This window comes from uncultured Ruegeria sp. (assembly GCF_947497005.1).
GTDB lineage: Bacteria > Pseudomonadota > Alphaproteobacteria > Rhodobacterales > Rhodobacteraceae > Ruegeria.
Genome location: NZ_CANMFF010000023.1, coordinates 26,529 through 48,548 on the forward strand (window position 1 = coordinate 26,529; position 22,020 = coordinate 48,548).

17 protein-coding genes and 2 pseudogenes are annotated in these 22,020 nt (G+C 55.6%); 12 read left to right on the forward strand and 7 right to left on the reverse strand.

Features of this window, described 5'->3' with window-relative positions; all coding sequences use genetic code 11:
• The first annotated feature begins 29 nt into the window (after window positions 1-29).
• Complete coding sequence (locus Q0816_RS22535; RefSeq protein WP_298854864.1) at window positions 30-2,099, forward strand: NAD(P)-binding protein; 2,070 nt, start codon at window positions 30-32, stop codon at window positions 2,097-2,099.
• A gap of 241 nt (window positions 2,100-2,340) precedes the next feature.
• Here the strand turns inward: Q0816_RS22535 and Q0816_RS22540 are convergent.
• The 3 genes and pseudogenes from Q0816_RS22540 to Q0816_RS22550 form a co-directional block, all read right to left on the reverse strand.
• A pseudogene (locus Q0816_RS22540) lies at window positions 2,341-2,517 on the reverse strand (IS3 family transposase); the annotation flags it as partial.
• Window positions 2,518-2,522: 5 nt separating this feature from the next.
• Window positions 2,523-2,915 carry a DDE-type integrase/transposase/recombinase gene (locus tag Q0816_RS22545; protein ID WP_367180565.1) on the reverse strand — a complete coding sequence of 131 codons (393 nt, stop codon included), beginning with the start codon at window positions 2,913-2,915 and terminating at the stop codon, window positions 2,523-2,525.
• Window positions 2,916-2,989: 74 nt separating this feature from the next.
• Window positions 2,990-3,913 carry a LysR substrate-binding domain-containing protein gene (locus Q0816_RS22550; protein ID WP_298854866.1) on the reverse strand — a complete coding sequence of 308 codons (924 nt, stop codon included), beginning with the start codon at window positions 3,911-3,913 and terminating at the stop codon, window positions 2,990-2,992.
• 91 nt (window positions 3,914-4,004) lie between these two features.
• Between Q0816_RS22550 and Q0816_RS22555 the strand changes: the two genes are divergently transcribed.
• From Q0816_RS22555 to Q0816_RS22570, 4 genes are all read left to right on the forward strand, one after another.
• On the forward strand, window positions 4,005-5,303 hold the full coding sequence (locus tag Q0816_RS22555) for an FAD-binding oxidoreductase (protein ID WP_298854868.1): 1,299 nt from the start codon (window positions 4,005-4,007) through the stop codon (window positions 5,301-5,303).
• A gap of 13 nt (window positions 5,304-5,316) precedes the next feature.
• A complete protein-coding gene (locus Q0816_RS22560) occupies window positions 5,317-6,189 on the forward strand; it encodes a dihydrodipicolinate synthase family protein (protein WP_298854870.1) in 873 nt (290 codons plus the stop codon).
• Between the two features lie 52 nt (window positions 6,190-6,241).
• Window positions 6,242-7,771, forward strand: a complete 1,530-nt coding sequence (locus tag Q0816_RS22565) for a trimethylamine methyltransferase family protein (protein WP_298854872.1) — start codon at window positions 6,242-6,244, stop codon at window positions 7,769-7,771.
• Between the two features lie 342 nt (window positions 7,772-8,113).
• Window positions 8,114-9,613 carry a winged helix-turn-helix domain-containing protein gene (locus tag Q0816_RS22570; protein ID WP_298854874.1) on the forward strand — a complete coding sequence of 500 codons (1,500 nt, stop codon included), beginning with the start codon at window positions 8,114-8,116 and terminating at the stop codon, window positions 9,611-9,613.
• A gap of 23 nt (window positions 9,614-9,636) precedes the next feature.
• Here the strand turns inward: Q0816_RS22570 and Q0816_RS22575 are convergent, their stop codons facing one another.
• The 3 genes from Q0816_RS22575 to Q0816_RS22585 are packed head-to-tail and all read right to left on the reverse strand — an operon-like array spanning window position 9,637 to window position 11,930.
• On the reverse strand, window positions 9,637-10,665 hold the full coding sequence (locus tag Q0816_RS22575; RefSeq protein WP_298854875.1) for an adenylate/guanylate cyclase domain-containing protein: 1,029 nt from the start codon (window positions 10,663-10,665) through the stop codon (window positions 9,637-9,639).
• Between the two features lie 4 nt (window positions 10,666-10,669).
• A complete protein-coding gene (locus tag Q0816_RS22580) occupies window positions 10,670-11,050 on the reverse strand; it encodes a group 1 truncated hemoglobin (protein WP_298854877.1) in 381 nt (126 codons plus the stop codon).
• Window positions 11,051-11,105: 55 nt separating this feature from the next.
• Entirely contained in the window at window positions 11,106-11,930 is an 825-nt protein-coding gene (locus Q0816_RS22585; RefSeq protein ID WP_298854878.1) for a class I SAM-dependent methyltransferase, read from the reverse strand.
• Window positions 11,931-12,357: 427 nt separating this feature from the next.
• On the opposite strand from Q0816_RS22585, the pseudogene Q0816_RS22590 reads away from it, so the two are divergent.
• A pseudogene (locus Q0816_RS22590) lies at window positions 12,358-12,755 on the forward strand (DDE-type integrase/transposase/recombinase); the annotation flags it as partial.
• Between the two features lie 410 nt (window positions 12,756-13,165).
• Here the strand turns inward: Q0816_RS22590 and Q0816_RS22595 are convergent.
• Window positions 13,166-14,329 (reverse strand): helix-turn-helix transcriptional regulator, encoded by a 1,164-nt coding sequence (locus Q0816_RS22595; RefSeq protein ID WP_298854880.1) that lies wholly within the window; start codon window positions 14,327-14,329, stop codon window positions 13,166-13,168.
• Between the two features lie 199 nt (window positions 14,330-14,528).
• Between Q0816_RS22595 and Q0816_RS22600 the strand changes: the two genes are divergently transcribed.
• From Q0816_RS22600 to Q0816_RS22625, 6 genes are all read left to right on the forward strand, one after another.
• Window positions 14,529-15,854 carry a hypothetical protein gene (locus tag Q0816_RS22600; RefSeq protein WP_298854882.1) on the forward strand — a complete coding sequence of 442 codons (1,326 nt, stop codon included), beginning with the start codon at window positions 14,529-14,531 and terminating at the stop codon, window positions 15,852-15,854.
• Between the two features lie 76 nt (window positions 15,855-15,930).
• Window positions 15,931-17,952 (forward strand): peptidoglycan-binding domain-containing protein, encoded by a 2,022-nt coding sequence (locus tag Q0816_RS22605; RefSeq protein WP_298854884.1) that lies wholly within the window; start codon window positions 15,931-15,933, stop codon window positions 17,950-17,952.
• A 114-nt stretch (window positions 17,953-18,066) separates the two neighbouring features.
• The gene (locus tag Q0816_RS22610; RefSeq protein WP_298854886.1) at window positions 18,067-18,504 is read left to right on the forward strand and encodes a hypothetical protein; all 438 of its coding nucleotides are present in this window, start codon (window positions 18,067-18,069) and stop codon (window positions 18,502-18,504) included.
• Window positions 18,505-18,545: 41 nt separating this feature from the next.
• On the forward strand, window positions 18,546-19,589 hold the full coding sequence (locus tag Q0816_RS22615) for a peptidoglycan-binding domain-containing protein (RefSeq protein WP_298854888.1): 1,044 nt from the start codon (window positions 18,546-18,548) through the stop codon (window positions 19,587-19,589).
• A 21-nt stretch (window positions 19,590-19,610) separates the two neighbouring features.
• Window positions 19,611-19,970, forward strand: a complete 360-nt coding sequence (locus Q0816_RS22620) for a hypothetical protein (RefSeq protein WP_298854890.1) — start codon at window positions 19,611-19,613, stop codon at window positions 19,968-19,970.
• A 29-nt stretch (window positions 19,971-19,999) separates the two neighbouring features.
• Window positions 20,000-21,775, forward strand: coding sequence for a hypothetical protein (locus Q0816_RS22625; RefSeq protein ID WP_298854892.1), 1,776 nt, complete (start codon window positions 20,000-20,002; stop codon window positions 21,773-21,775).
• Window positions 21,776-22,020 lie beyond the last annotated feature (245 nt).

The following is a 22,020-nucleotide window of genomic DNA, read 5'->3' on the forward strand; positions in this document are numbered from 1 at the left end:
AAATACTCGCCAGCCATAAGGAGCCAGCCATGCGCGACCCACGCTATGACATTCTGTTCGAACCGACGAAGATCGGGCCTCTGACCGCCAAGAACCGGTTCTATCAGGTGCCTCATTGCAACGGCGGCGGCTATCGCGACCCTTCGGCTGCGGCGGCGATGCGAGGCATCAAGGCCGAAGGCGGCTGGGGTGTCATCTTCACTGAACAGTGCGAGATGCACCATACCTCAGAGATCACCCCGTTTATCGAACTGCGTCTGTGGGAGGACAAAGACATCCCGCAACTGCGCAAGATGTCCGAGCGGATGAAGACACATGGAGCGCTGGCTGGCATTCAACTGGCCTATTCCGGCATCAACGGGCCGAACCTGTACACCAAAGAGGTGCCGCTGGCCCCTTCGGCCATGCCGATCCGTACCTTTACCAATGATCCGGTGCAGGCGCGCGCCTTGGACAAGCAGGACATCAAGGACCTGCGCCGTTGGTTCGTGAACGCCGCGAAACGCTCAAAGGAAGCAGGCTTTGACCTGATCTGCCTGTATGGCGCACATGGGTTTGGCATCTTCCAGCACTTCCTGAGCCGCGCCACCAACCAGCGCAGCGACGAATATGGTGGATCACTGGAAAACCGCGCCCGGTTCAGCCAGCAAGTCATCGCCGATATGCGCGATGCCGTGGGTGACACGATTGCGATCACGCTTCGGGTATCGTTGGACGAAACCATCGGCGAACTGGGCTTCTCGAATGCCGAAGTGCGTGACTACATCGAGATGAACAGGGATCTGCCCGACCTCTGGGATTTGGCGCATGGCGCCTGGGAGGATTGTTCCGGCCCCTCGCGCTTCAAAGAAGAGGCTGCACAGGAACAGCTGGTGCGTGGCATTCATGAATTGACCGACAAGCCTATCGTAGGTGTCGGGCGGTTCACATCGCCCGATGTCATGGCCAAAATGGTCAAATCAGGTACTCTGGATTTCATAGGCTGCGCCCGACCTTCGATTGCCGACCCGTTCCTGCCGAAGAAGATCGAAGAAGGCCGGATCGAGGATATCCGCGAATGTATCGGCTGCAACATCTGCATCACCGGTGACATGACAATGTCGATCAGCCGCTGCACCCAGAACCCGACCTTCATGGAAGAATGGCGCAAAGGCTGGCATCCCGAGAAGATGAATGAAAAGGGCGACAGCTCGAACGTGCTGATCGTGGGTTCCGGTCCCGCCGGGCTTGAGGCCGCTTGGGCGCTGTGCCGTCGTGGTTACGACGTCGCCGTGGCCGAAGCGCGTGGCGTGATCGGCGGCCGCGTGGCCCGCGAACGCCTTTTGCCGGGCTTGTCCGCGTGGGGTCGCGTGGTGGATTACCGCGACTATCAACTCAGCCAGCGTCCGAATGTGGAAATTTATCGCGAAAGCGAGTTGGATGCCGAGAGCATTCTGGAGTTCGGCTTTGAAAACGTCTGCATCGCTACGGGATCTACCTGGCGCAACGACGGGGTCTCGCGCCAGCACGTTGTACCGATGCCGATTGCCGAAGGTGCCAAGGTCTATACACCGGACGATCTGATGGATGGCACCATCCCGTCGGGTCGCGTGGTGGTGTATGACGATGACCACTATTACATGGGCGGTGTTCTGGCCGAACTTCTGGCCAGGAAAGGCGCGCAGGTGACGTTAGTCACACCATCGGCCTATGTCAGTGACTGGACCAACAACACGTTAGAGCAGATCGCCATCCATCCGCGGCTGGTCGATGCTGGTGTCGAGATCGTGCTCAACCAGGGTGTCACCGAAATCTATTCCGATCACGTGATGTCGAACTGCGTCTATACCGACCGGACCTGGAAGATCGAGGCGGATGCGGTTGTGATGGTTTCATCCCGCCTTGAAAACAACGGCGTATTCAATGACCTGAAGGCCCGCGAAGCAGAATGGGCGGATGCAGGTATAAGGTCGGTCAAACTGATTGGTGATGCAAACGCGCCGGGTCCGATCGCCTGGGCAACCTATGCCGGCCACCGCTATGCGCGCGAACTTGATGGCAAGGATATAGGTGACGCATTGCCCTTCCGCCGTGAAATCACTGAACTTGCTGCAGACTGAGATCATAGTAAAATTTGGGCGATGGGGTGCCAATTCTGTCGTCCTGAATATACCGTAGTCGATACCTGTACAGCGACTTCTATTGATGATTAGGGTAGGGGACTTGGCCCATTTCCTTTAGTGTCTTTTCGCGGAAGAACTCGCTTGGTGTTTTTAGACCAAGAGTTTGTCCGTCGTCAGGAATTTTGGGACAGATTGCAGCCTGAGCTAAGAGAGGGTCTGGCGCATCTGGTTGGTTTGATTACGCGGCGGATTTGCGGTGAAGCAAGCGCCGGGTTTTGATGGTCTTTTCTTTGATCCTTTCTCTTTGTTGGAGGATGGTCTGGCCGCGTCAGAACTAGACATCGGCTGGGGTGAGGTTTTGCAGTCTCTCGTGATAGCGTCGATGGTTGTAGTGATCGACGAAGGCATCGATCTGTTACCTTAACCTCTAATCGAGGGCTTTTCAGGGGAGCAGGTCATTGTTAATGCAGGGCAGCGGCGAGCGGGGACGTTGAAGCAATCGCGGATGGCCGAATGAGTCGCCGCGAACCGCTGTAGCCCGCCAGGAGACCAATACCCCTGCATCGCTCCTTCTTGCTTTCGGAATGGCAAATGGCTGTTTTCCGCGCGGTTGTTGAAACCGTTGTGGGACCAATGTCTCAGGCCCGGGGCAATCTCTCGCTTGGCCGCCCAATACGACACCAGCTTGTCTTTGATGATACGTTTGGGAATGAAGCCGAGACTCTTTGCCAGGCGGCGCAACAACGTTTTGCCGATCGTTTGTACCGCTTCAGTTCGAGGATTGCCGACATTGGCCGTCCAAGTGCCGTTCAATTGTCAAAGTGAAATGATCAGATGTCTGCTCCGAGCCCATTTCAACCGATGTTGCATTAGCAACGAATGTCTGGTCAGGGGACATGGTCCTGTCTTACGGCCTTGATGACACCGGCTTTGATCCAGTCGATGTACTTTCTTTTAAGCGAAGAAATCTGCGTTGATCTAGGCCCCACAATGTAGAAGGCGTGCTTTGTGTGTACCTTATTGTCCAAGGGCTGAACTAATATCCCCTGGTTAACAAGTGGCCCCGTGGTGAGGGACCAACCTAAGGCGGCGCCTTCTCCTGCTAGACAGGCCTGAATGACAAGTTGGTAGTCATCAAGTACGAGCGTTTGCGGCAGCCTCAGATCGTGGATGCCCTGCGCTTCGAGCCATTGCTGCCAGTTCATGCGATTGCGATAGGGCTCGGCATTGTGGATGATGTCATGATGAGCCAAGTCCGGGATTTCGCTAATCGGGCCCTTCCTTTCGAGATAAGCGTGGCTGCAGATCACGAATAGGACTTCGTCTGCCAAATGCCAGCAATTGGCACGATCCCAATTCAGCGGACCTCTTTGAATAGTCAAATCGACTTCGTCTCCGGGTTCAATATTCCGGTCGGTTGTCATCAATCGCACATTCATTTCGGGATGCTTTCGTTGAAAGGATGCAGTCAGCGGCAATAGCCATTGTGATGAAACCGAAGTGGAGGCTGCGATAGTCAATGTGTGACTGTTGCGTCGCGAAAGCGAATTTAGCCGGGCTTCGATTTTTTTTAAGGCTGGCTCAACATCACTCATCAGTTCGGCCCCGGCAGACGTCAATTGGACACCACGATTGCCGCGTTCAAACAATTGAACGCCCAGCCGATCCTCCATCGCCTTGATTGTCTGGCTGATACTGGGCTGGGTAATTCCCAGCTCCTTGGCGGCAAGATTGAAGCTGCTCAGCCGTGCAGCGGCCTCAAACACTATCAGGGCATTTGGAGAGGGAAGGAGTTTGCGAAGATCAGACATAAGCTGATCTAATATCAGGATTAGAAAGTCGTATCTACTGGGGTTAGGATTTCTGCTCTACTTTTTCTGTATGAGCATTATGCCAATACATATGGAACCTACGCAATCAGGTTGGTATGCCGCACTTGGGCCGCGGCCAGCAGCACGTTCGCTTTCTCAAGACATAACCTGTGACTATCTCGTGGTCGGCGGTGGCTGGATGGGTTTGCATGCTGCACGACGACTGGGAGAGCTTGCTCCAGACGCCCATATCGCCCTTGTAGATGCTGGGCGGATTGGTAACGGCGCTGCAGGCCGCTGTGCCGGGTTTGCCATCGACCTGGCCCACAACCCGCGCAACAAGCATTTTGCCGAAGACCACAAAGGTAACGAAGAGGAATTCCATGTGAATTCCGAAGGCATCGCGTATATGCAATCGGCAGTCAACGAGCTGGGCGTGGATTGTGACTGGGATCCTTCGGGCAAGTATCATGCTGCGGCCACTTCACGTGGTGATCGCTGTCTGGCTGAAATGTCCGAGGCGCTGGCCCGGATTGGTAAAAAACACAGCTGGATTGGCAAAAACGAGATTCAATCTCTCACTGGGTCACGGCATTATCATGCCGCCATTCACACGCCGGGAACCATTTTGATACAACCGGCAAAGTATCTGGTGGGCCTGATGCATGCACTAGTTGATTATGTGGACGTGTATGAAAAAACACCTGTCACAAACATCGACTATGCGCCGAAATTTCATTCTTGCGAAACACCGGGCGGTGTCATCAGGGCGCGGCAAGTTCTGCTGTGCAATGCCGCCTATCTGACCAAATGTGGTTTCTTCAAAAACACTGCGATTCCAGTTTATACCTACGGCTCTATGACACGAGAGTTGACCAGAGATGAGTTGGCGCAAGTTGGCGCGCGTGGCCCGTTCGGTGTGATCCCAGCAGAGAGTTTTGGTACGACGATGCGGCTTACCAATGACAACCGGTTGTTTCTACGCAATGTTTATTCCTATGCGCGCGGGTTTCAGTCGCATCAGTCTGATGTGGATTACGCACGTAAACATCATCAGATTGCCTTTGACCGTCGATATCCCAACCTGTCCCACATCGGATATGAACACAGCTGGGGCGGTTTGCTGACCATGGCCCACAATGGCGGCATGGTGTTTGGCCAATTGGCGGATCGGGTCTTTGGAGCAGCCTTTTGCAACGGCACAGGCGTGGCGCGTGGCGCGGGATTTGGCAAGGCGCTGGCTGAACTGGCGCTAGGACGCACATCACGCAGTATCGACATTCTGAACAACCGGCCAAAGCCCAATCGTGGCTTGCCCGACTGGATTACCGAAATCGGGGTGCGGATGACAACGAAATACCGGTTGATCAAAGCCGGCAAAGAAACCTGACAGGAGTAAACAAATGGCAGATCTTGCTGGTATCAACCTGGCCATGCAAACGCCCTTTGGCGCGGATGGCGCTATCGATTTTGACACCTGTAAACACTTGATCGATGCCTATATCGACGCCGGCGTTCATGGGCTGGTTTTGGGATCGGGTACGGGGCAACACCCCTATCTGACCGAAGCAGAGTGCAACCAGTTTTATGAGGTAGGCATTGCCCACATCAATGGGAGGTGCAATGCGATCTGCCAAACGTCTGCGTTGAATATGGACGAGGTGGCTCGCCGCTCTCGCCATGCCGAAGCAAGCGGCGCCGATGCGCTGATGATCCTGCCTCCCTATTTGGAAGGGCCGGTAGATGATGAAGGATTATTCGAATTTTATCGTGAAATAGATTCCGAGGTAGAGGTCGACATCGTCGGATACAACATTCCGCAAGCTACTGGACTGTCGGTTTCACCGGCATTGTTCAGTCGTCTGAGCACATTGAAGAACTTCAACTACATCAAGGACAGCGGCGGCGACATGACCGTGCATCAGCAGTATTTGCAGGACGGTTGCAGAGTGCTGAACGGATGTGACACCACAACGGTTTTTGCTCTGATGGTCGGATCACATGGCTGCATCTGGGGTGGTGCAAATTACATGCCGCATGAGGCGGTGACGTTGTACCGCCTGGTGGCTGAGGGAGACTATACGGGCGCATTGACGTTGTGGCAGAAAATGCTGCCATCGCTTCTGCACATCTGGACCCATGATTATATGCAATGCGTTTTGGCGGCCTCCAAACATCGCGGTTTTGGCCTGGGCAATGTACGTCGCCCACTACGCCCGCTCTCTGCAGAAGCCGAGGCCGAAATGATCGCAACCCTCGCACCATTGTTGAATTGAGCTATGCATAGTTTGGAATTCGCCCTGATACTACAGTTGCGTCAAGCATTGTATGACTGACAAGCGCCCAGCCCGGCGCGGCCGTGCGGTCCGCAAAAACCATCGGGAAAGCCAGGTTACACCACGCCTGAGCACAATCCGATATGGTCTGAAACCCACCGAATTTGTCAGCGCAGACGAGTTGGAACACATTCACCAAGCCTCGCTGTGGATATTGAAAGAGGTGGGCATTGATTTTCGAGATGACGTCGCCCTGCGCCAATGGAAAGACGCTGGTGCTGATGTGCGCGGCGAGCGGGTGCATCTGGACGGTGATCTTGTCGAAAGCCTGATCGCCAATGTGCCCGAACGGTTCAAGATGACAGGCCGGGGTGATAACACGCGCTTTGAAATTGGAGTCGATACGGTCAGTTTTTGCCCAATGCAGGGCGCGCCCAACATCCGCGATTTGGACGGCACGCGGCGGTTTTCCACCATTGATGACCTAAGTCGCCTGAACCGTATCATTCAGATGAGCCCTGGATTTCACATGGCCACTGGTTTTGCCTGCGAACCCACGGATATTGCTGTGCCTTGGCGGCATTTGCATATCAATCGCAGCAATTTGGTGGATACTGACCTGGCAACTTTTGGTCTGACCACCGGGCAGGAACGGGCCGAGGATTCCATCGAAATGGCGCGCATCGTCTACGGAGATGAATTCTTGCGTGAAAATGCAGTGCTGATGGGGCAGATTTCCGGCAATTCACCACTGGTTTGGGATTCGACGATGCTGGAAGGCCTTCGCGTCTACGCTGAGGCAAATCAGGTCGTACTGTGCTCGCCTTTTGTGTTGGGCGCTGCCAATACACCCGCCGATGTGGTGGCCACAGTCGCACAACTGAATGCCGAGGCCATCGCTGGCATAGCCTATGCGCAGTTGGTTAAACCCGGCACCAAAACCATCTATGGTCAATATTCTGTGTCTGTATCGATGAAAAACGGTGCGCCAATGTCTGGCATGCCAGAAGTCAGCCAGATGAATGCCTTGGTCGGCCAGTTAGCGCGGCGATACAACATCCCGTGGCGGACCACCGCGTCGCAGGCTTCGTCAAAATCCTTTGACGCACAGTCGGGGTATGAATCAGCCACCTCTTATATGGCCGCCCTGACGTCGAACGCTAATTTTCTACTGCATGCAGGCGGTTGGGACGAGGCCGGCATGGTGCACTGCATCAATAAACTCGTCGCAGACGGAGAACAAAACCTGCTAATGGCGAAGTACGCTGCGGGGGTAAATTTTGATCGACTGGATGAGGCTATGAAGGCCATACGCCGTATCGGCCCCGGCGGACATTACCTGAGTGATGCGTTTACGCTGAAGCATTTTCAGGATGCATTCTTCTCTCCCGAAATCCTTGACTACGAGGCCTTTGAGCTATGGCAGGCAAAAGGGAGCAAAGACATGCCAATGCGAACACGCGAGAAGGCAGAGCAGTTGCTCAATGAATACCAACAGCCTGCTCTTGATGTTGGCCGTATAGAAGCTTTAGATGAATTTGTGGTACGTAGAGAGAGCGAGATTTCACCAAGCCTCGCATGAAACCCACGCCTCTATGCTCAACTCTCCGTTCAGCGCGAGTTTTTAAAGCTGACCTTCGCCACAATTCACTCAGTGTCCGTTTGGTCCCGCTGATCTGTCAGTTCGCAACTAAGCGAAGTTCGCCGACGCAGCGAATGTCTCGTCTGGCCGGCAGCACCGCAGCATCCAGGACGGACAACAGATGGCAGCTTTGGGCCGATCGACCCGTAACTCTAGTTAAGGTCTTTTGCCACGGCTGGATCACTGTCGAAGTAATTGCATGGACATTGAAAACGCAGCGCTTGAGTGCCTCAAATTGCGTTCACGCTTTACGAAAAAACTGAATTCGCGCAGAATTACCCTGTGAAATATTCTTTTGATCAATACGTTCTGGACGCAAATCGCCTGCAGTTGGCGCGGGAAGATGTTCCCATTGCAACTGAGCCGCAAGTGTTTGCTCTGCTCCGGCATCTTATTGAAAATCGCGACCGGGTCGTTTCGAAAGAAGAGATCTTTTCAGTTATCTGGAAAGGCCGGATCGTCTCGGACGCTGCTCTGAGCAGCCGGGTCAAAGCGGTTAGGGCTGCAATCGGAGACGACGGCACAAGGCAGGCTTTGATACGCACTGTGCATGGGCATGGGTTTCAGTTTGTAGGCGCGGTTGAGGAAACGCGCGACAATATCGGGTCTCTTGAAGTAATGGCGCAACCCTCCATTGCCATCATGGCGACCTCTATGGTGCACCCAACAGATGATCAAAGGGCATTCGGAGAGGGGCTGGAGGACGACATAAGCGCAGCCATTGGTCGGGTGGGCACAATATACGTTGCGCGCTATTCCGGTCAGAATGACGCTAAGCAGGCTGCACTTGAATTGGGCGTTCGATACGTGCTTGGCCTCAAGCTGCGGTTTGCAGGAAATGCGTTTCGCCTAAACGCATCTCTCTTGCATGCCGGACGGCAAGCCGAAGTTTGGGCAGATCGTTTTGAAGGGCAGCTTGACGACCCATTCGAGGCGCAAGACCGGGTTGTTGCCGCCATTTTGGGCCGTCTCGTACCCAACATCATGATGGTCGAAGTGCAGCGTGCCTTGGCAGAAGCCGATTTGACGGATGCATATCATGAACTCTTGCGCGCAACGCCTCTTTGCATGCGTATGGATTCGGCCGACAACCGGCAGGCGGTGATCCACTTGCGGCGCGCATTGGTGTCAGATCCGGAGCATGCTTTGTCTCATGCCATGCTGGCGTGGTGTCTTGGGCAGCAGGCGATGTCAGATTGGGCACCGGATGGCCCGACAGCACTCGCAGAGGCGATGGAACACGGTAAAATCGCGCTCAACCTGGCGCCGCGTGACACCTTTGTCCTGACTTTCGTAGCCACTGCGGAAGTGGCCGCAAGGCAGCATGTAGCCGCGCGCCATCATCTCGAGTCGGCCCTCGCGCTGGATCCTAGCCTGGCATGGGCTTGGGCGATGTTGGGAGCTGTGGAAACATTTGCGGGCAACATGAACGAAGCAGTGGCCAACTACGAAAGAGCATTGCGATTGAGCCCGCATGATCCAATGCGGTTTAGCTATTACTTTGGTATTGGCGCTGCCCGATACGGATTGGGCGAATATGAAGATGCCTTATCTCTGCTTGAACAAGGTTACATTGAAGCGCCCGGCTCTACATGGGCACCGCGACTAATCTTAGCCTGTGCTGCCGAACTTAACCTGACCGACAGGATGCATGCCATGGCCGCAAAGGTTCGTAGCGTGAGGCCGGATGCCACTGCCGAAAAACTTGTAGAAGCAAGTGTCGTGAAAGATCAGGCATACCGTGATCGAATGCTCAGTTCGTTTCGCAAGGCAGGTTTTTAAAACTCAGATCCCGCGCCAAGGGCTCAAGCGACCTTTCTGTTTGGTTGGTAGTGTTTCAGGCGCGCAATTTGTGTATCGCCAAATCCACGCAAGGAGACTGTCTCGGCCTCACTGAGTTTGAAATCGTCGATCAATTCGTCTCGCATCGAGTCGCAAATCGTGATCTCCATGGGGTTTGATTGAGCTTGCAAACGCGCGGCCATGTTCACCGCAGGGCCAAAGACATCATAGACGTATTTCTGAACACCGACCACTGAGCCTACGACAGAGCCGCTGGCAATGCCGATGCGAGCGCGCCATTTGTGCGGGTGCGTTTGATTACGCCGCTCCAGAAAGCGCATCATTTTGGCCGCGACCCGCGCAGCTGAAAGCGCGTGATCTGGCGTGGAGTGCGGTAATCCAGTCACTGCCATGTAGCAGTCTCCGATGGTTTTGATCCTCTCGCTGCCGTGATGCTCACCAATCTGATCGAATGCGGTGAAAATAGAGTTTAGTTCGGAAACGGTTACGTTAGGATCGCCCGCTGCGGTCATCTTGGTAAAACCCACAAAATCCAGCATGATGACCGTTACCGGCTCGAACAACCGAGGGGTGACGCATCCGAATGTCATGAACTCCTCATAAACCGATTTTGGCATCATGTTCAAAAGCAGTTTTTCAACTCGCCTGTTTTCTCGCTCCAACTCGCGGGTGCGCTTGTCAACCATGGCTGCATAGCTGTCGATCATGGCTTCGGTCTCGCGCAGGCGCGAGATGTTGTGACCTTCGATGACGATCAACTTGTTGCCCTCGTGTTCCGTCTTATGGACACTGAGTTCAATAACCAAAGTCCGATGTTTGACTTTCGTGCGAACTTCCACCGGCTCCCTGTCTGGCAGGTCTTTCAAAGTGAACGACTCATCCAAATTCAAAACCTGACCCTGTGCCGCGTCGCAGAACCATGCCTCAAACGTTTGGTTCAGCGAAACGATGACGCCGGTGTCAGCGTCAATGATGCAGATCCCAATATTGATGGCGCCAAATAGTCTTGCACTAATGTCTTGGATTTGCATGGAACTACCTAACAATCAGCGAACGGCGCGCTTCAACGGCGCACAATGTTTTGGAAAGATCGTCAGGAGCAAAGCCTGCTTCGATCAACGTGTCGCTCAATAGCGCTATAACTTCATCGAACTGATCGTTTGTTATGGTCATGTGAAGATGTGCACTCACTAGTCGTTGATCTGTGTATTTTGCGGGTCCGCCCAATATCGAAGCGAAGAATTTCATCTGGTGATCAATCAGTTTGGCCATGTCGATGTCGTCGAAGAATGGGCCCACAATATCGCTGTCCAGCACGCGATCATAGAAAGTGATGATCACCGAATGCAAAGCACGCATGCCACCATATTTGTCAAAAAGCGGGAGTGATCTTTGGTGTTCGGACCGCCCTAGCATGGAATGTCTCCTGAGAATGACTTGCCCGGCGGACTCCCGCCGGGCTGATGGTTTTTCATGCGCGGTGAATGATGATCTCGGCGTATTCCGCCGGAACAATCATAGCTTGAGTTTCGGTCGAGTAATTCCGCGCAACTGCGATCAGGTCTGCTGCAAGTTGCGGTGCGCGCTCGCCGACGGCGTCAAAAGCTTTGTGCATTGGGCCGTAAATATCACGCCACCGTTCCACCCAATGTTGCGGTGAACGTTCACGGAAGGTGAAATGGCGTTTCGTGATTTTGATCTTTTGGGCTTGTGCCCCAAACAGCTCCTGCAAACGCGCCTCGGTACCCCATTCCAATGGAGAACGAACGCCGCAAACCGGCGGCACATGCCGTCCGATGGTTCGAAACACTTCGCCTATGAAACTTTCTGGCGTCCAGTTGGCAAGACCGATGGTACCTCCGCTGCGGCAGACGCGCAGCATTTCATCGGCAGCCGCCTGTTGATTGGCCGTAAACATGACGCCGAATGTAGATGTGACGTGATCAAAAGACGCCACCTCAAAGGGTAGGTCTTCTGCGTCGGCTTCTCGAAATGCAACGGTTAATTGCTCGGCTTCAGCGCGGGCGGCACCGGCGCGCAATAAACTGGCGACATAGTCTGTGGAAACGACATTGCAGTGTCTCCGCGCTGCAGCCAGGGTCGCATTGCCATTTCCGGCGGCAACATCCAGAACGCGGGAGTCCGGTCGCAAATCCATCGCTTCTGCAAGGGTTTCACCGACAATTTGCAAGGTCGTGCCTACGGCGGCGTAATCACCCGACGACCATGTAGCGTGTTGTTTTGACTTTACCGCAGCCAAATCTGGTGCGGTGGCAAGTGAGGCGGCTGTGTTCATTGTCTGTCTCCATTGATCTCGCTTTCAATGAAGGAACTCTTGCCAAAAGTCGGGATTCGAAACTTGTAGGAAACCTGTAGAATGCCTGATGTTTTCTGCAGATTTGCCGGTTTGTGTCTGGTTCCGTTGTGATCAGCGAACCCCTCGACGTGCGTGGCGCCCGGGCAAGTTGAGTTTGACGATTGCCGCTGACAAATTTCCGCTATGCAGGCTGTGTGCGCAGAAAATCGATCCTTTGTCGAGTGACCGGTAAGGGCCGCCAGTTAGCTCCCGGACCATATGCTAAAGGCGGAAGTCTGGCGTCATGGAAACCAGAGGACATGCGTCTGTTAGTCGAGATTTTGTGCCGCCTGAGACGGCAATTCCGCATAGGATGCGTCATAGAAATAGTTTAGCCAAATTGACGGCCCATCGAAGAGTATTTCGAAAAGGCGAGGTGCTGGAAGCCGTTGTCACCAAACGCCGAAGCAAAGCTGCGGCACCGAAACTCCTCAGAAAATTGATGAAGAGACACGGTAAAGCGGACAACGCCGTCACAGATCGCTTCGCATCGTATCGGGCCGCTCTCAGAGAGCTTGGTACTACCGAAAAACAGCGGATTTGCAGGTGACTCAATAACCGCGTCGAGAATTCGCATCACCCGTTTCGAAGACGCGAACGCGCCATGCAGCGTTTCAGGCGCATGCGAAGTTTACAGAAATTCGCCTCCGTCCATTCCTCCGTCTACAACCACTTCAATCAGCAAAGGCGCTCGCCAGCAGAGATACCTTCAAGCTAACACGCACCGCCGCTCTCGCCGAGTGGCGCGAACTTGGTTCCGGATAGGCTCAGGGTTTCCGCGGAAAACTGAGACTGGTTCGAATTCCTCTGACAGCGCCAAGAAAATGCGATCTAAGAGAAAGACTGCTCCGGTTACGTGCCGCAGCACAGCAGAGTTCGTGCAGCGCGGGCAAAGCAATGCTGCGTCAGCCAGGCTCCGAGACCCAATCTCGGCGATGCCGTTCGCAAGCGAGGAGCCTTGACACGGGTGATCAGGTTTGGCTTTGTCATCGACTTCACTTGATTGAGCTCTGACGAGCGGATGTGCTTGATCAACACTGACGAGTTCACCGGACTCACCTAACCATCTGCTGCACGGGTCTGTTTTTAGGGGCAGTAAGGCGTGTTTGCAGCGGTTTCAGTCAGACAAACCTTACAATACCTGCCCGAAACTGGTTGGAGGTTTTCCGGCAGACCTATGTCGCCACAAGCGTTGTCTGGGAGAAGCTGCACAGCATGCGGACTAATTCGGTACGATTCCTCGCACGCGACTTGTTTAGAATGGATTTTACCTGAGACTTGACTGTTTCTGGTGAGCGGGATCTGGAGTTGGCTATCTCGGTGTTGGATAACCCCTCACACACTAGGCACAGTACATCTGCCTCTGCGACCGTGAGGTCAAAAACCTGCCGAGCCAGCTCAATATCGATGTGAATGGGCTGTTTTGTATCACGGGTGACCAAAAGCGCCCCGTCTAAGGGCCGGGTGCCAAGGTCGGCGATGGTCGCCAGCGGTATCATGTCGATGCACAAACGCCGCCCTTGATCAAGCGACGCGGGGAGGATCGCTTCCTTCCGCGGCCGCGCGCCAAAAAAACCATGGTTCAGGGCGTCCGCGAGCAGGTGTGAAAAGGTCCGGTGCGCATCGCGATCCTGAAACGCAATCCGGCCATCGGACTGCTGCCGTAGGGCGGGAGACTCTGCGCAATGCTGTGCGAAGACTGCGTTTTTCTCGACAAGTCGCGCCTTGGAATCGACTATGGCGATCCCGACGTTCAGACGCTCAAGGACCGCCAGCAGCGTATCCTTCGAACTCCGCGTTTTGGCAAGTTGATGGGACAGATCCTGCGCCTTGGCCACATGTGGTAGAAGCAGCCCAAGCGTATCCAGGTCTTCCGCCGAGAAAGGCCCCTGGCGGCGGCTGCGCTGGATGGCAAACCGGCCGCGGAATGGATTGTCTTTGTCCAGCAGGCAGCCATATCGGTAGCGTATACCGAATTTGAGCATCTCGGCGACATGGGGTTGGGTGACGTAGTCAGCCTCGTTGTCGAACAGATCGCCATCGCTGACCAGTTCAATTCCATCAATACGCAGGGACTGACGTTCAAAAAGGTCCTGATCGGCAGACTCCCGACCGGAGAAGCGGGTGATGTAGGCTTCAACGTCGTCCCGATTGTATCCCGAGGTGAAGAACGGGGCAGACAGGCTGCGTCCTTCCGGCCCCAGTTGCCATTCGAAAACTATGCTGCCACGGGCGTTTACCCTTTCCTTAATCAGGTCCAGCACATCGGGCCACAGGTGCGGTTCCTGCGCGGCATTATAAATCTTCAGAACTAAGTCCCGGAATTCGCTGGCCTGCACCTAAACACCTTGCGTCCAACGGTTGGCAATGCACCGACGTTACCAGAGTTCGCGGGCGCGCGCGAGGCTCCATTTAGTAACGGTTAGTATGCCGTCCCCTGAAAGGGGGATGTTTGAATGCGCAGAATATGCTGCAATTTGCATATAGTGCTTAATGGCTTTCGCAGCGAAGCAGGGTGATTTTTGGAGGATAACGATTATGGGCAACGAAGCTGATTGGAGTGCTTTTGAGAAAAAGAAGAAGCGCGCGGCGCTTTTGGTCGCAATGCTGAACGGCGCACGAGATTTCTGGGGTCTGGACCCGCTCTTCAGAACGGACTTTGTGCGTGACTTCTCGAGCGTCACGGCGCTGCAGCAAGACAGAGATTACCTGCGCCCGCAGGAGGTTGAAGACGAAGATGAAGTGCAGTTGTTCAAGGATCTCTCGGACAGTTTTGTAGCGGACACAACCGACTTGGACGAAAACGCCGCCCTGCAAGCGGACGGTACTCTTGACCCGACCTTCGTCGATCCGCATTGGGGGCACACGACCGGCCATCTTTGTGGCAGGCTCGAGATCGATGCACTGGGCTGGCTGCATCCCGATCTGCGAGTCGGGCTGTTCCGTGCACCCGGCACCTACAAGATTTATGCCCGCCCGAATTATCTCTACGATCCAGACCTGCCGATTGCCGTGAACCGGATGTCGCTGAAGCTACGAATGCCGGAAGAAGTACCCAACATCTACGAAGGGACAGCGCATGAACTCGACCTGCTAATGTCGGAGGGCTTGCCACCGGATGACCCGGAACAGCCCGACGGGCAGGGTTTTTTCTTTCGTGATGCGCGACAACTTCTGATGGCCAACCAAATGAAGAGCGGACTTTGGTCTTTGGCGGAAGTTCTGTTTGACAGCGCAGATGCTGAGGTCTGCCGCTTCTGGCGTCAGGAGATTTTCGAGACTGCAACGGACATGCTGTACAAAAGCCCGCAAAGCAACCGGACCTGGGATTGCAAGTGGTACTACTCGGCCGGGCCCTATGCGCTTGGGGACGGGGCGATGAAATTCGCGCTCGAGCCGCATGACAACGCGCAGGGCGAAAAGATACGCATTTTCCGCAATCCGGCACAGCGCCACGCCGCCGCGTTTGAGGAAAAACGCGAAACGCAGGCCGATATCAAGTTCGACCTGAAGCTGCAGATTGCGACAGATGATGCGATCCCGGCACCGCAAGAAGGGGACCCGCCAAAATGTGTTATGGCCGCAGAGTACACGGACCTGCCTTGGGATACGCGACATGCGCGGTTCAAAAGGATCGGGACGCTGACGCTCAAGCCACATGACGTTGATCCCTCTGAACGCGACAACCTCTGGCACAGCATGAAGTTCAGCGCCTTCAACACCTACCATGAGACGCGGCCGATCGGGCAATTGTTCCGGGCGCGCAGGAACGTGCATAAGAACCATCGTATCGCGCGATTGTCGCACAGTTTTGGCGAAAGCCTGAGTGCTGATATGGTGGTCAAGTGTCCGTTTCACAATTAATCCAGCGCTTTGTTTACCTGAAGCGGATTAACATTTTGTAAATGAAAGTTTTTTGCATGATTTGACGGGGGGCAACATGATGTTTGCATTTACCGAGGACCATCTAGAAGCAATGTTCAGTTTGGCGAATTTCGAGATTCCGACGAACGAAATGATCTTTTTCGGCCTGCGCGGGGTCAGCCCGGTTGATCCCGACGGCGGTTTTGCCGCATCGCATATGGTTCAGGAAAAAGGCGTCGATTTTCTGCATATGCGCTGCACGATCGGGCAGTGGGACGCGGGCAACGGAATTGCGCTCTATCCGGGCAGTACGGTGCCACATCTATCGGGTGTGACCTCCCGCGTGGCCAATAACGGTGAAGGCGTCAACATGTTGGCAACATGCTATCTGACGGATCTGCCGGGCAGTTCGGATCACCGCTACGCAAAGGGCAACCACGGGATCAGTTCACCATTGGGTCCTCACCGCGCTTTCCGCAATGCCGCGAAGTTGCCAATCTGGCGCACCGGCGATGATTCCGACTATGAGGGTGACGACCGGCTGCTTTACTTTCAGGCTTTCGACAACCTGCATTGCGGCCGCCGGATCGATATGAACACACCCAAGTTTTCTAGCCTGGGGTGTCAGGTTGTGGCCGGTCAGCCCGGCGGGCCGGTTGGAAATCCCGGGGGTGAGAAAGGCGCGTGGAAATCCTTTATCGACGTGGCCTATGGGCTGGGTCAGCAGCGCTTTCGTTACGCGCTGTTCAATGAAGGAGAGGCAACGCGTACTGCGGCGCTCGGGGTTGAGGCACGCGCGCCCACCGTGCGCTTCGGCTCGACCGGTGAACTCGCGCAGCATCTGCAGGAAGGACTTGAAGCGCGTGGTTTTGATATCGGCTCAACCGGCGCAGACGGGATCATTGGGTTCCAGACGTTGCGGGCCATCCGGGACGTCCAGCTAGAGGCCTTTGGGGCATCTGAAGTCGATCTTGTTGTCGGTCCAATGACAGCCGCCGCGATCGGCGTTCCATGGCCGGCACCAGAAAGCGCGGGCAGCAGTTTCGGCGGCGGTGTCGGCCGTTCCTCGGATGGGCTTGGCAGTATCGATGACATCGACCCGGACGATGAGAACGACGATGGCGATGCGGTCGCAGCCGCCCCCAGTGCCGCCGCTTTCGAAGTTGAGACACGTCGTGAACCGCGCGACAACGGGCGTTTTCGCTGGGTCTTTGATGACCCGACCGACGGGACACGTCGCTACCTTGGGTCGGAGGCTAGGTTCACTGGGTTTCTGGGCCTTGCCCGTACACGCGGTTTCGTCGCCGAGGCCGCACCTGCCTATAGCCACCGCGATTGGCAAAGTGAACATGGTGCTTGGGCGGCGCTGATCGAACCCACGGGCGAAGGGGAAAGCCGGAACTCATTCACCTGTCTCAACAGTTATGACCGGGCCTCGTTCACCTTCGGGTTTTACCAGTTGGCGGCGCATACCCCGAACGACAACCTGATTCTGCTTTTCCGTAAGCTGCTGGCGAAAGATGAGGCCGCTGTATACTTCCCGGATCTAACGCTGTCCGGGGGGAAGGTGCATATGCGCGAAGGCGGTGTTTTGACGTCGCTGGAAGGGGCCCAGGATCGCAGCGACAACGCCAACCGCGACGGTGAGCAGGGGGCGTTCATGGAATACCTCAACGGCGATATGCATGGTGTTGACGATGCCGAACGCCGCGCCGCGAGCCGTTTGATTCACTGGGCCTGCCACAGTGAGACGCACCGCCGTGTGCAGGTCGAAGTCGCGGTCGAACTGGCGAAAAAGAAAGTGGCCCGTATCGCGCAAAAGATGGAAGCGCGCGAAACCAGCCTTGATGGTCGCGCGATGCCGATCGTCGCAATGGCGCTGGACATTCTGCATAATGGCCGCGGCGGTCGTACGACGTTTGCCCAGATTGCCAATGCGCTCAAGAGCAACAACCCGATGAAAGCGCTAAAAAAGATCGGCCGCACATCCACCTTCGCCGACCGCATCGACCGGGTCGCAACCCGTGCCCGAAACCTTCTGGGTCGCGGTACCTTCGGTGCTCTGCGATATGACAAGGATACCAACAATTTCGTCTGATGAACCGGTGGCGGCGCATCTGCCGCCACCTCTAAAACCGCCCCTTCGGTTGACAGGTTGACGAAAACTGGAAACGCTCAACGCGGGGGAAAAATTCAAGCAGGACATAGTCGATTGCCTATTCAAATAGACCCCGAGCACCCGGCCTATAAGCCGTTCTTCGTCTACAAGGACATCGAAGCCAAGCTTGGCGCGGCAGCCGCACAGGGCGAGGATGACACCACTGTACGAGACCTTATTGCCCGATCAGCCGCCCGGTTTGGCAAGCGGCGGGCCTTCGTGAGCATCGGTGTTGCTGTGGTCGCACGCCGGGATGCGTCGGGTGACCTACGCCTTACCCCGTCAAGCTGGTTTGCGAAGATCGGACGCGCGCTCTGGGCGGTGATCCGGCGGGAACCCGGCTGGGGATTCGCACTGAACTCTCCGGATAACTTTTCCTCCAGTCGGCGCGTGCAGCGCGCAATGCGTGAGGAACTGGCGGCTTATGCGGCGACGATGCCTGAGCACAATCATGTTAAATTCGAAGGGCGTTACCGGACGCCACAGGACTAGATTTTAGCCCCCTCGGGTGCAACGGACAGAAGGGAGTAGCCATGTATTTGAAGTATCCGATGCCGGATCATCCCACCCCACGCGACGACGTTGCCGCCGTTCAGCGCATGCTGGCTGGCTTGGGATACAAGGGCCTGACGCAGCCAGAAGGCCAGCCACAGGCTTCCATCGCCGAGCCGACGGTGCGCAACCTTGTCACCGATGGCGTTTTTGGTCCCGTCACGGAATCCGCAGTCGAAGCCTTTCAGGAAGAGGAAGGAATTCTGGTCGATGGTGTGGTCGGACCTTCGACGATGGAGGCGCTGGAAGAAGCTTGGGCGCGGCGCGCCAACGAGTTGGATTCGCCGGCGGCGGGCGGAGTAATCTTCGATGATATAGCGGCGATGTCAGAACCGGTCGCGCGTTACCGGCTGTCTCGGGTGACCACAAACACCGATGAGTGGAACGAGAAACTGACGAAAGCCGAGCGCGAGCGGTTGGGCTACGACATCGTCAACCTTCGGTCTGACGTGGCTGCCGCTTACGAAAAAGTGCGCGACATCGTCAACGATCACGGCGGATACATGACCTCTTCTGGAGGTATCCGCGGCCTTGGCGCGAAAGTGTCGCCCGGGCGTAGCGCGACCTCGATGCATTATCTGGGGCGTGCGCTCGACCTGCAGATTTACTCGGGTATGGTCGATCCGAAGACGGATCCTTTTGTGATCACCGGCCCGAACGACAAAGGCAAATGGACGGTCTACGCGCGAGCGCGGTATAAAAAGACCCATGCCAAGGACATGACGCTAAAGAAGGTTGCAACAGACCGCAGCCGTGTCGGCAAGCTCAGCACCAAAGGGCGCTTCGTTAATCTGACCGCACTGTTTGCCGAGCATGGCTTTCATCCGATCCGCCCGCGCAAGAGCTTCCTTAAGGGTGGGTCGCGCATCGGCGCCGAGTTCTGGCATTTTCAATACGAGGTCGGGCTTGTGCCCGGCGTCAGTACCTTCGGGGCCGAGTTGCAAAGGCTTTATCCTCTTTCGAAACTCGAACACACGCCGCCGTGGCGACACCGCGACGCGACATTCAAGATAGACTGGTTTTAACTTCTGAAACGGAGAGCAACGATGACTGAAGCACGCGAGAGACTTGGCGAAAAGATCCGGGATTTTGTCGAGGATATCCTGTCCATCGACGTGGTTACCTTGACCGGCGAGATCAATATCTCGATTGGCGACGTCGGTGACGGCGATAAAAAAATCAACTTTGAAAAGCTGCATGCGAACATCACTGGCCAACTCGGAGGTGAGGTCAAGGTCGCGGCGTTCACACATGTTGGGCTGGACAAGGATACGGTGCAATTCGTCATGGAATCTGCGGCAGACGAGGGCAATGTGCTTTTGGCTCATCACCGCGAGACCGTCACGGGTGTGCAGACCGCGCGGTCGGATTTCTTCAAAGCCATCACGGGATCCAAACTTCTGTAGTTATTTGGAAAGCGACGCTGAGGCCCGCAATGACGACACCAGGCAACCCATCGGATAGCGACCCGCCTTCTGCGGGCCAACAGGCCATGCTTCGTCTCCTCCGGGCGACGCAACAGCAATACGAAACGCGGGCCGATGAGATTCAGGAAGAGCCGACAGAGGACAGCCTGCCAGAGGACCGGCGCGAGGTACTGGAGGACTTGCAGTTCCTGACACCAGGCGCGGATTCTGATACCGCGGCCGAGCGACATCTGTTGCGAGATGCGATAGCGACTCCGGAGTTCGCACAGATGCTGCGGCGGCCCGGCATGCCAGAACTTGAGGAACCCGACGAGGTTGGTATCGAGGCGCTTTATCAGGCCCTGTCCGAGCTTTTGTCAATGGAAGGGGCGCGGGCGCATCTTGCCGGGTTCAAACGGCGCCCGGAGCGTGGCGAGCGAAGTCTGTGGTCGCGTGTCGTCAAAGCGCGTCTGCGGCGGATCGCTGTCGAACCGGTTCCGGTGCCCTCACAGCCCTGGTCCGAAGGTGATGAACTGTGCCTCAGGCGGCTCGCCGCGCTGGTGACCGGTCCTGGTCTGCCCCCGGCAGGGACGGCTCTGCGCAGCGATGAATGGCGTTCGGAGACGCCCGTGCACTATCCGGGCCTCGACAGCGATGCGTGGGTTGCTATCTCGGGTGACCTGCGGCTTCTTCTCGATATGCTGCGTAAGAATGCGAAATGGCGTGATCGCTGTTTCATTGCGCGCAGCCAGGATGACCTGAAGCTGCAGCCCGTCCGCGCCCGCAAACTGCACATCGACTTGGATGGCCGATTGCGTCGGAAACGGTTTTCACCAAACAACCCCCGGGCGATGGAGGCCGCTGATCAGGTGAACCAGCCCGACAATCGGCTGGGTGTTCGTTTGATCAAGCTGCGCATGTGGCAGTTGGGGTATTATCAGGGTGATCTGTCGACATCTCTTTTTGCAGAAGGCGCACGCCGGTTGTTTCTGGAGCTTGGCGATGCCCGACAGATAGCGGATCGAAAGGGACATCTGATCACCTTTCTTGGTGGGGTGGGTGACACCATGATCGCGATCAACCCGCACTGGCTGAGTTTTGAAATTCTGCGCAAGCTGGACAGGGGGGCTGACCCGCATGCGGATGAGGCCGAGATTGAAAAGTTTGCGGAAGAGGCAATCATGGTCAACTCCTTCAGCGCCGAGCAGGAGCCGGACCTGCGTGCCCAATCCCGGTCTATTTTGCGACGGCGACGCATCGCGGAAGGGCCACCCCGTTTCAAAACGCCATTGCGAATGCTGCGTCAGGCTTTTTACGCGGTTGGCAGAGGATTTAGGGGACTCGGGCGCGCGATCCGCGATCTTGTGGCACCACTGCGCAACTTGCTTCTTGTGCCCTTGACCGCATTCAGGAAACTCGCGCGCGCGATGAGTCGGTCAATCCTCCAGTTCAAGCGTTTCCTGTTCGGGCAGCCGTTTGGCGAATACTCATTGCCCGGTCCAACATCGTCAGGCGAATCTGTCCCGATCACAGCAGTTTATTCACAATACTCTCTGAGCCGCAGCGCGGAAACCTATGTGATAGGACGCCCTGAGGTCACATTGCCGCTCATTAAGATACATAAGATCAAAATTGCACGGATGTTGAACGCTTTGGGCTTGGGGCTTGAAATCGGAATGGCGGTGATAAACTTCGTTCTGCCAACATCCAGATTTATTAACGTGATAAAATTGACGTTCCGCCTGTTGGGTATTCTGCGGCGCAGAATTGTCGAGCGTATGGGGCGGCCTGCATTGGCCGTTTAGAAGTTATGTATGTTTGATTTGGCGGTAAGGTTGCCGATCTTGATCACCTTTTCAAAAACTCAGAGGTCAACGCAGGAACATAGGCCCGCACGACATTGTTATCCTGTAAGAGACAAGTTCGAACTTGTTTCAAAAACGCCCTACAGAGAACAGGGTCAATGGTCCAAGTCGCAGGCGAATTTCGGCGTGCGGTGTGGCTGTAGCGTGGAGATCTAAATGAACAGGACGTTGCAGGAAATTGCCGT

What these genes read in the sequence shown, in the direction of transcription:
- Q0816_RS22565 (WP_298854872.1), top strand. Translation starts at nt 6,242, where the DNA reads ATGACTGACAAGCGCCCAGCCCGGCGCGGCCGTGCGGTCCGCAAAAAC.
- Q0816_RS22560 (WP_298854870.1), top strand. Translation starts at nt 5,317, where the DNA reads ATGGCAGATCTTGCTGGTATCAACCTGGCCATGCAAACGCCCTTTGGC.
- Q0816_RS22535 (WP_298854864.1), top strand. Translation starts at nt 30, where the DNA reads ATGCGCGACCCACGCTATGACATTCTGTTCGAACCGACGAAGATCGGG.
- Q0816_RS22615 (WP_298854888.1), top strand. Translation starts at nt 18,546, where the DNA reads ATGTATTTGAAGTATCCGATGCCGGATCATCCCACCCCACGCGACGAC.
- Q0816_RS22575 (WP_298854875.1), bottom strand. Translation starts at nt 10,665, where the DNA reads ATGCAAATCCAAGACATTAGTGCAAGACTATTTGGCGCCATCAATATT.
- Q0816_RS22580 (WP_298854877.1), bottom strand. Translation starts at nt 11,050, where the DNA reads ATGCTAGGGCGGTCCGAACACCAAAGATCACTCCCGCTTTTTGACAAA.
- Q0816_RS22550 (WP_298854866.1), bottom strand. Translation starts at nt 3,913, where the DNA reads ATGTCTGATCTTCGCAAACTCCTTCCCTCTCCAAATGCCCTGATAGTG.
- Q0816_RS22620 (WP_298854890.1), top strand. Translation starts at nt 19,611, where the DNA reads ATGACTGAAGCACGCGAGAGACTTGGCGAAAAGATCCGGGATTTTGTC.
- Q0816_RS22555 (WP_298854868.1), top strand. Translation starts at nt 4,005, where the DNA reads ATGGAACCTACGCAATCAGGTTGGTATGCCGCACTTGGGCCGCGGCCA.
- Q0816_RS22625 (WP_298854892.1), top strand. Translation starts at nt 20,000, where the DNA reads ATGACGACACCAGGCAACCCATCGGATAGCGACCCGCCTTCTGCGGGC.
- Q0816_RS22585 (WP_298854878.1), bottom strand. Translation starts at nt 11,930, where the DNA reads ATGAACACAGCCGCCTCACTTGCCACCGCACCAGATTTGGCTGCGGTA.
- Q0816_RS22605 (WP_298854884.1), top strand. Translation starts at nt 15,931, where the DNA reads ATGATGTTTGCATTTACCGAGGACCATCTAGAAGCAATGTTCAGTTTG.
- Q0816_RS22600 (WP_298854882.1), top strand. Translation starts at nt 14,529, where the DNA reads ATGGGCAACGAAGCTGATTGGAGTGCTTTTGAGAAAAAGAAGAAGCGC.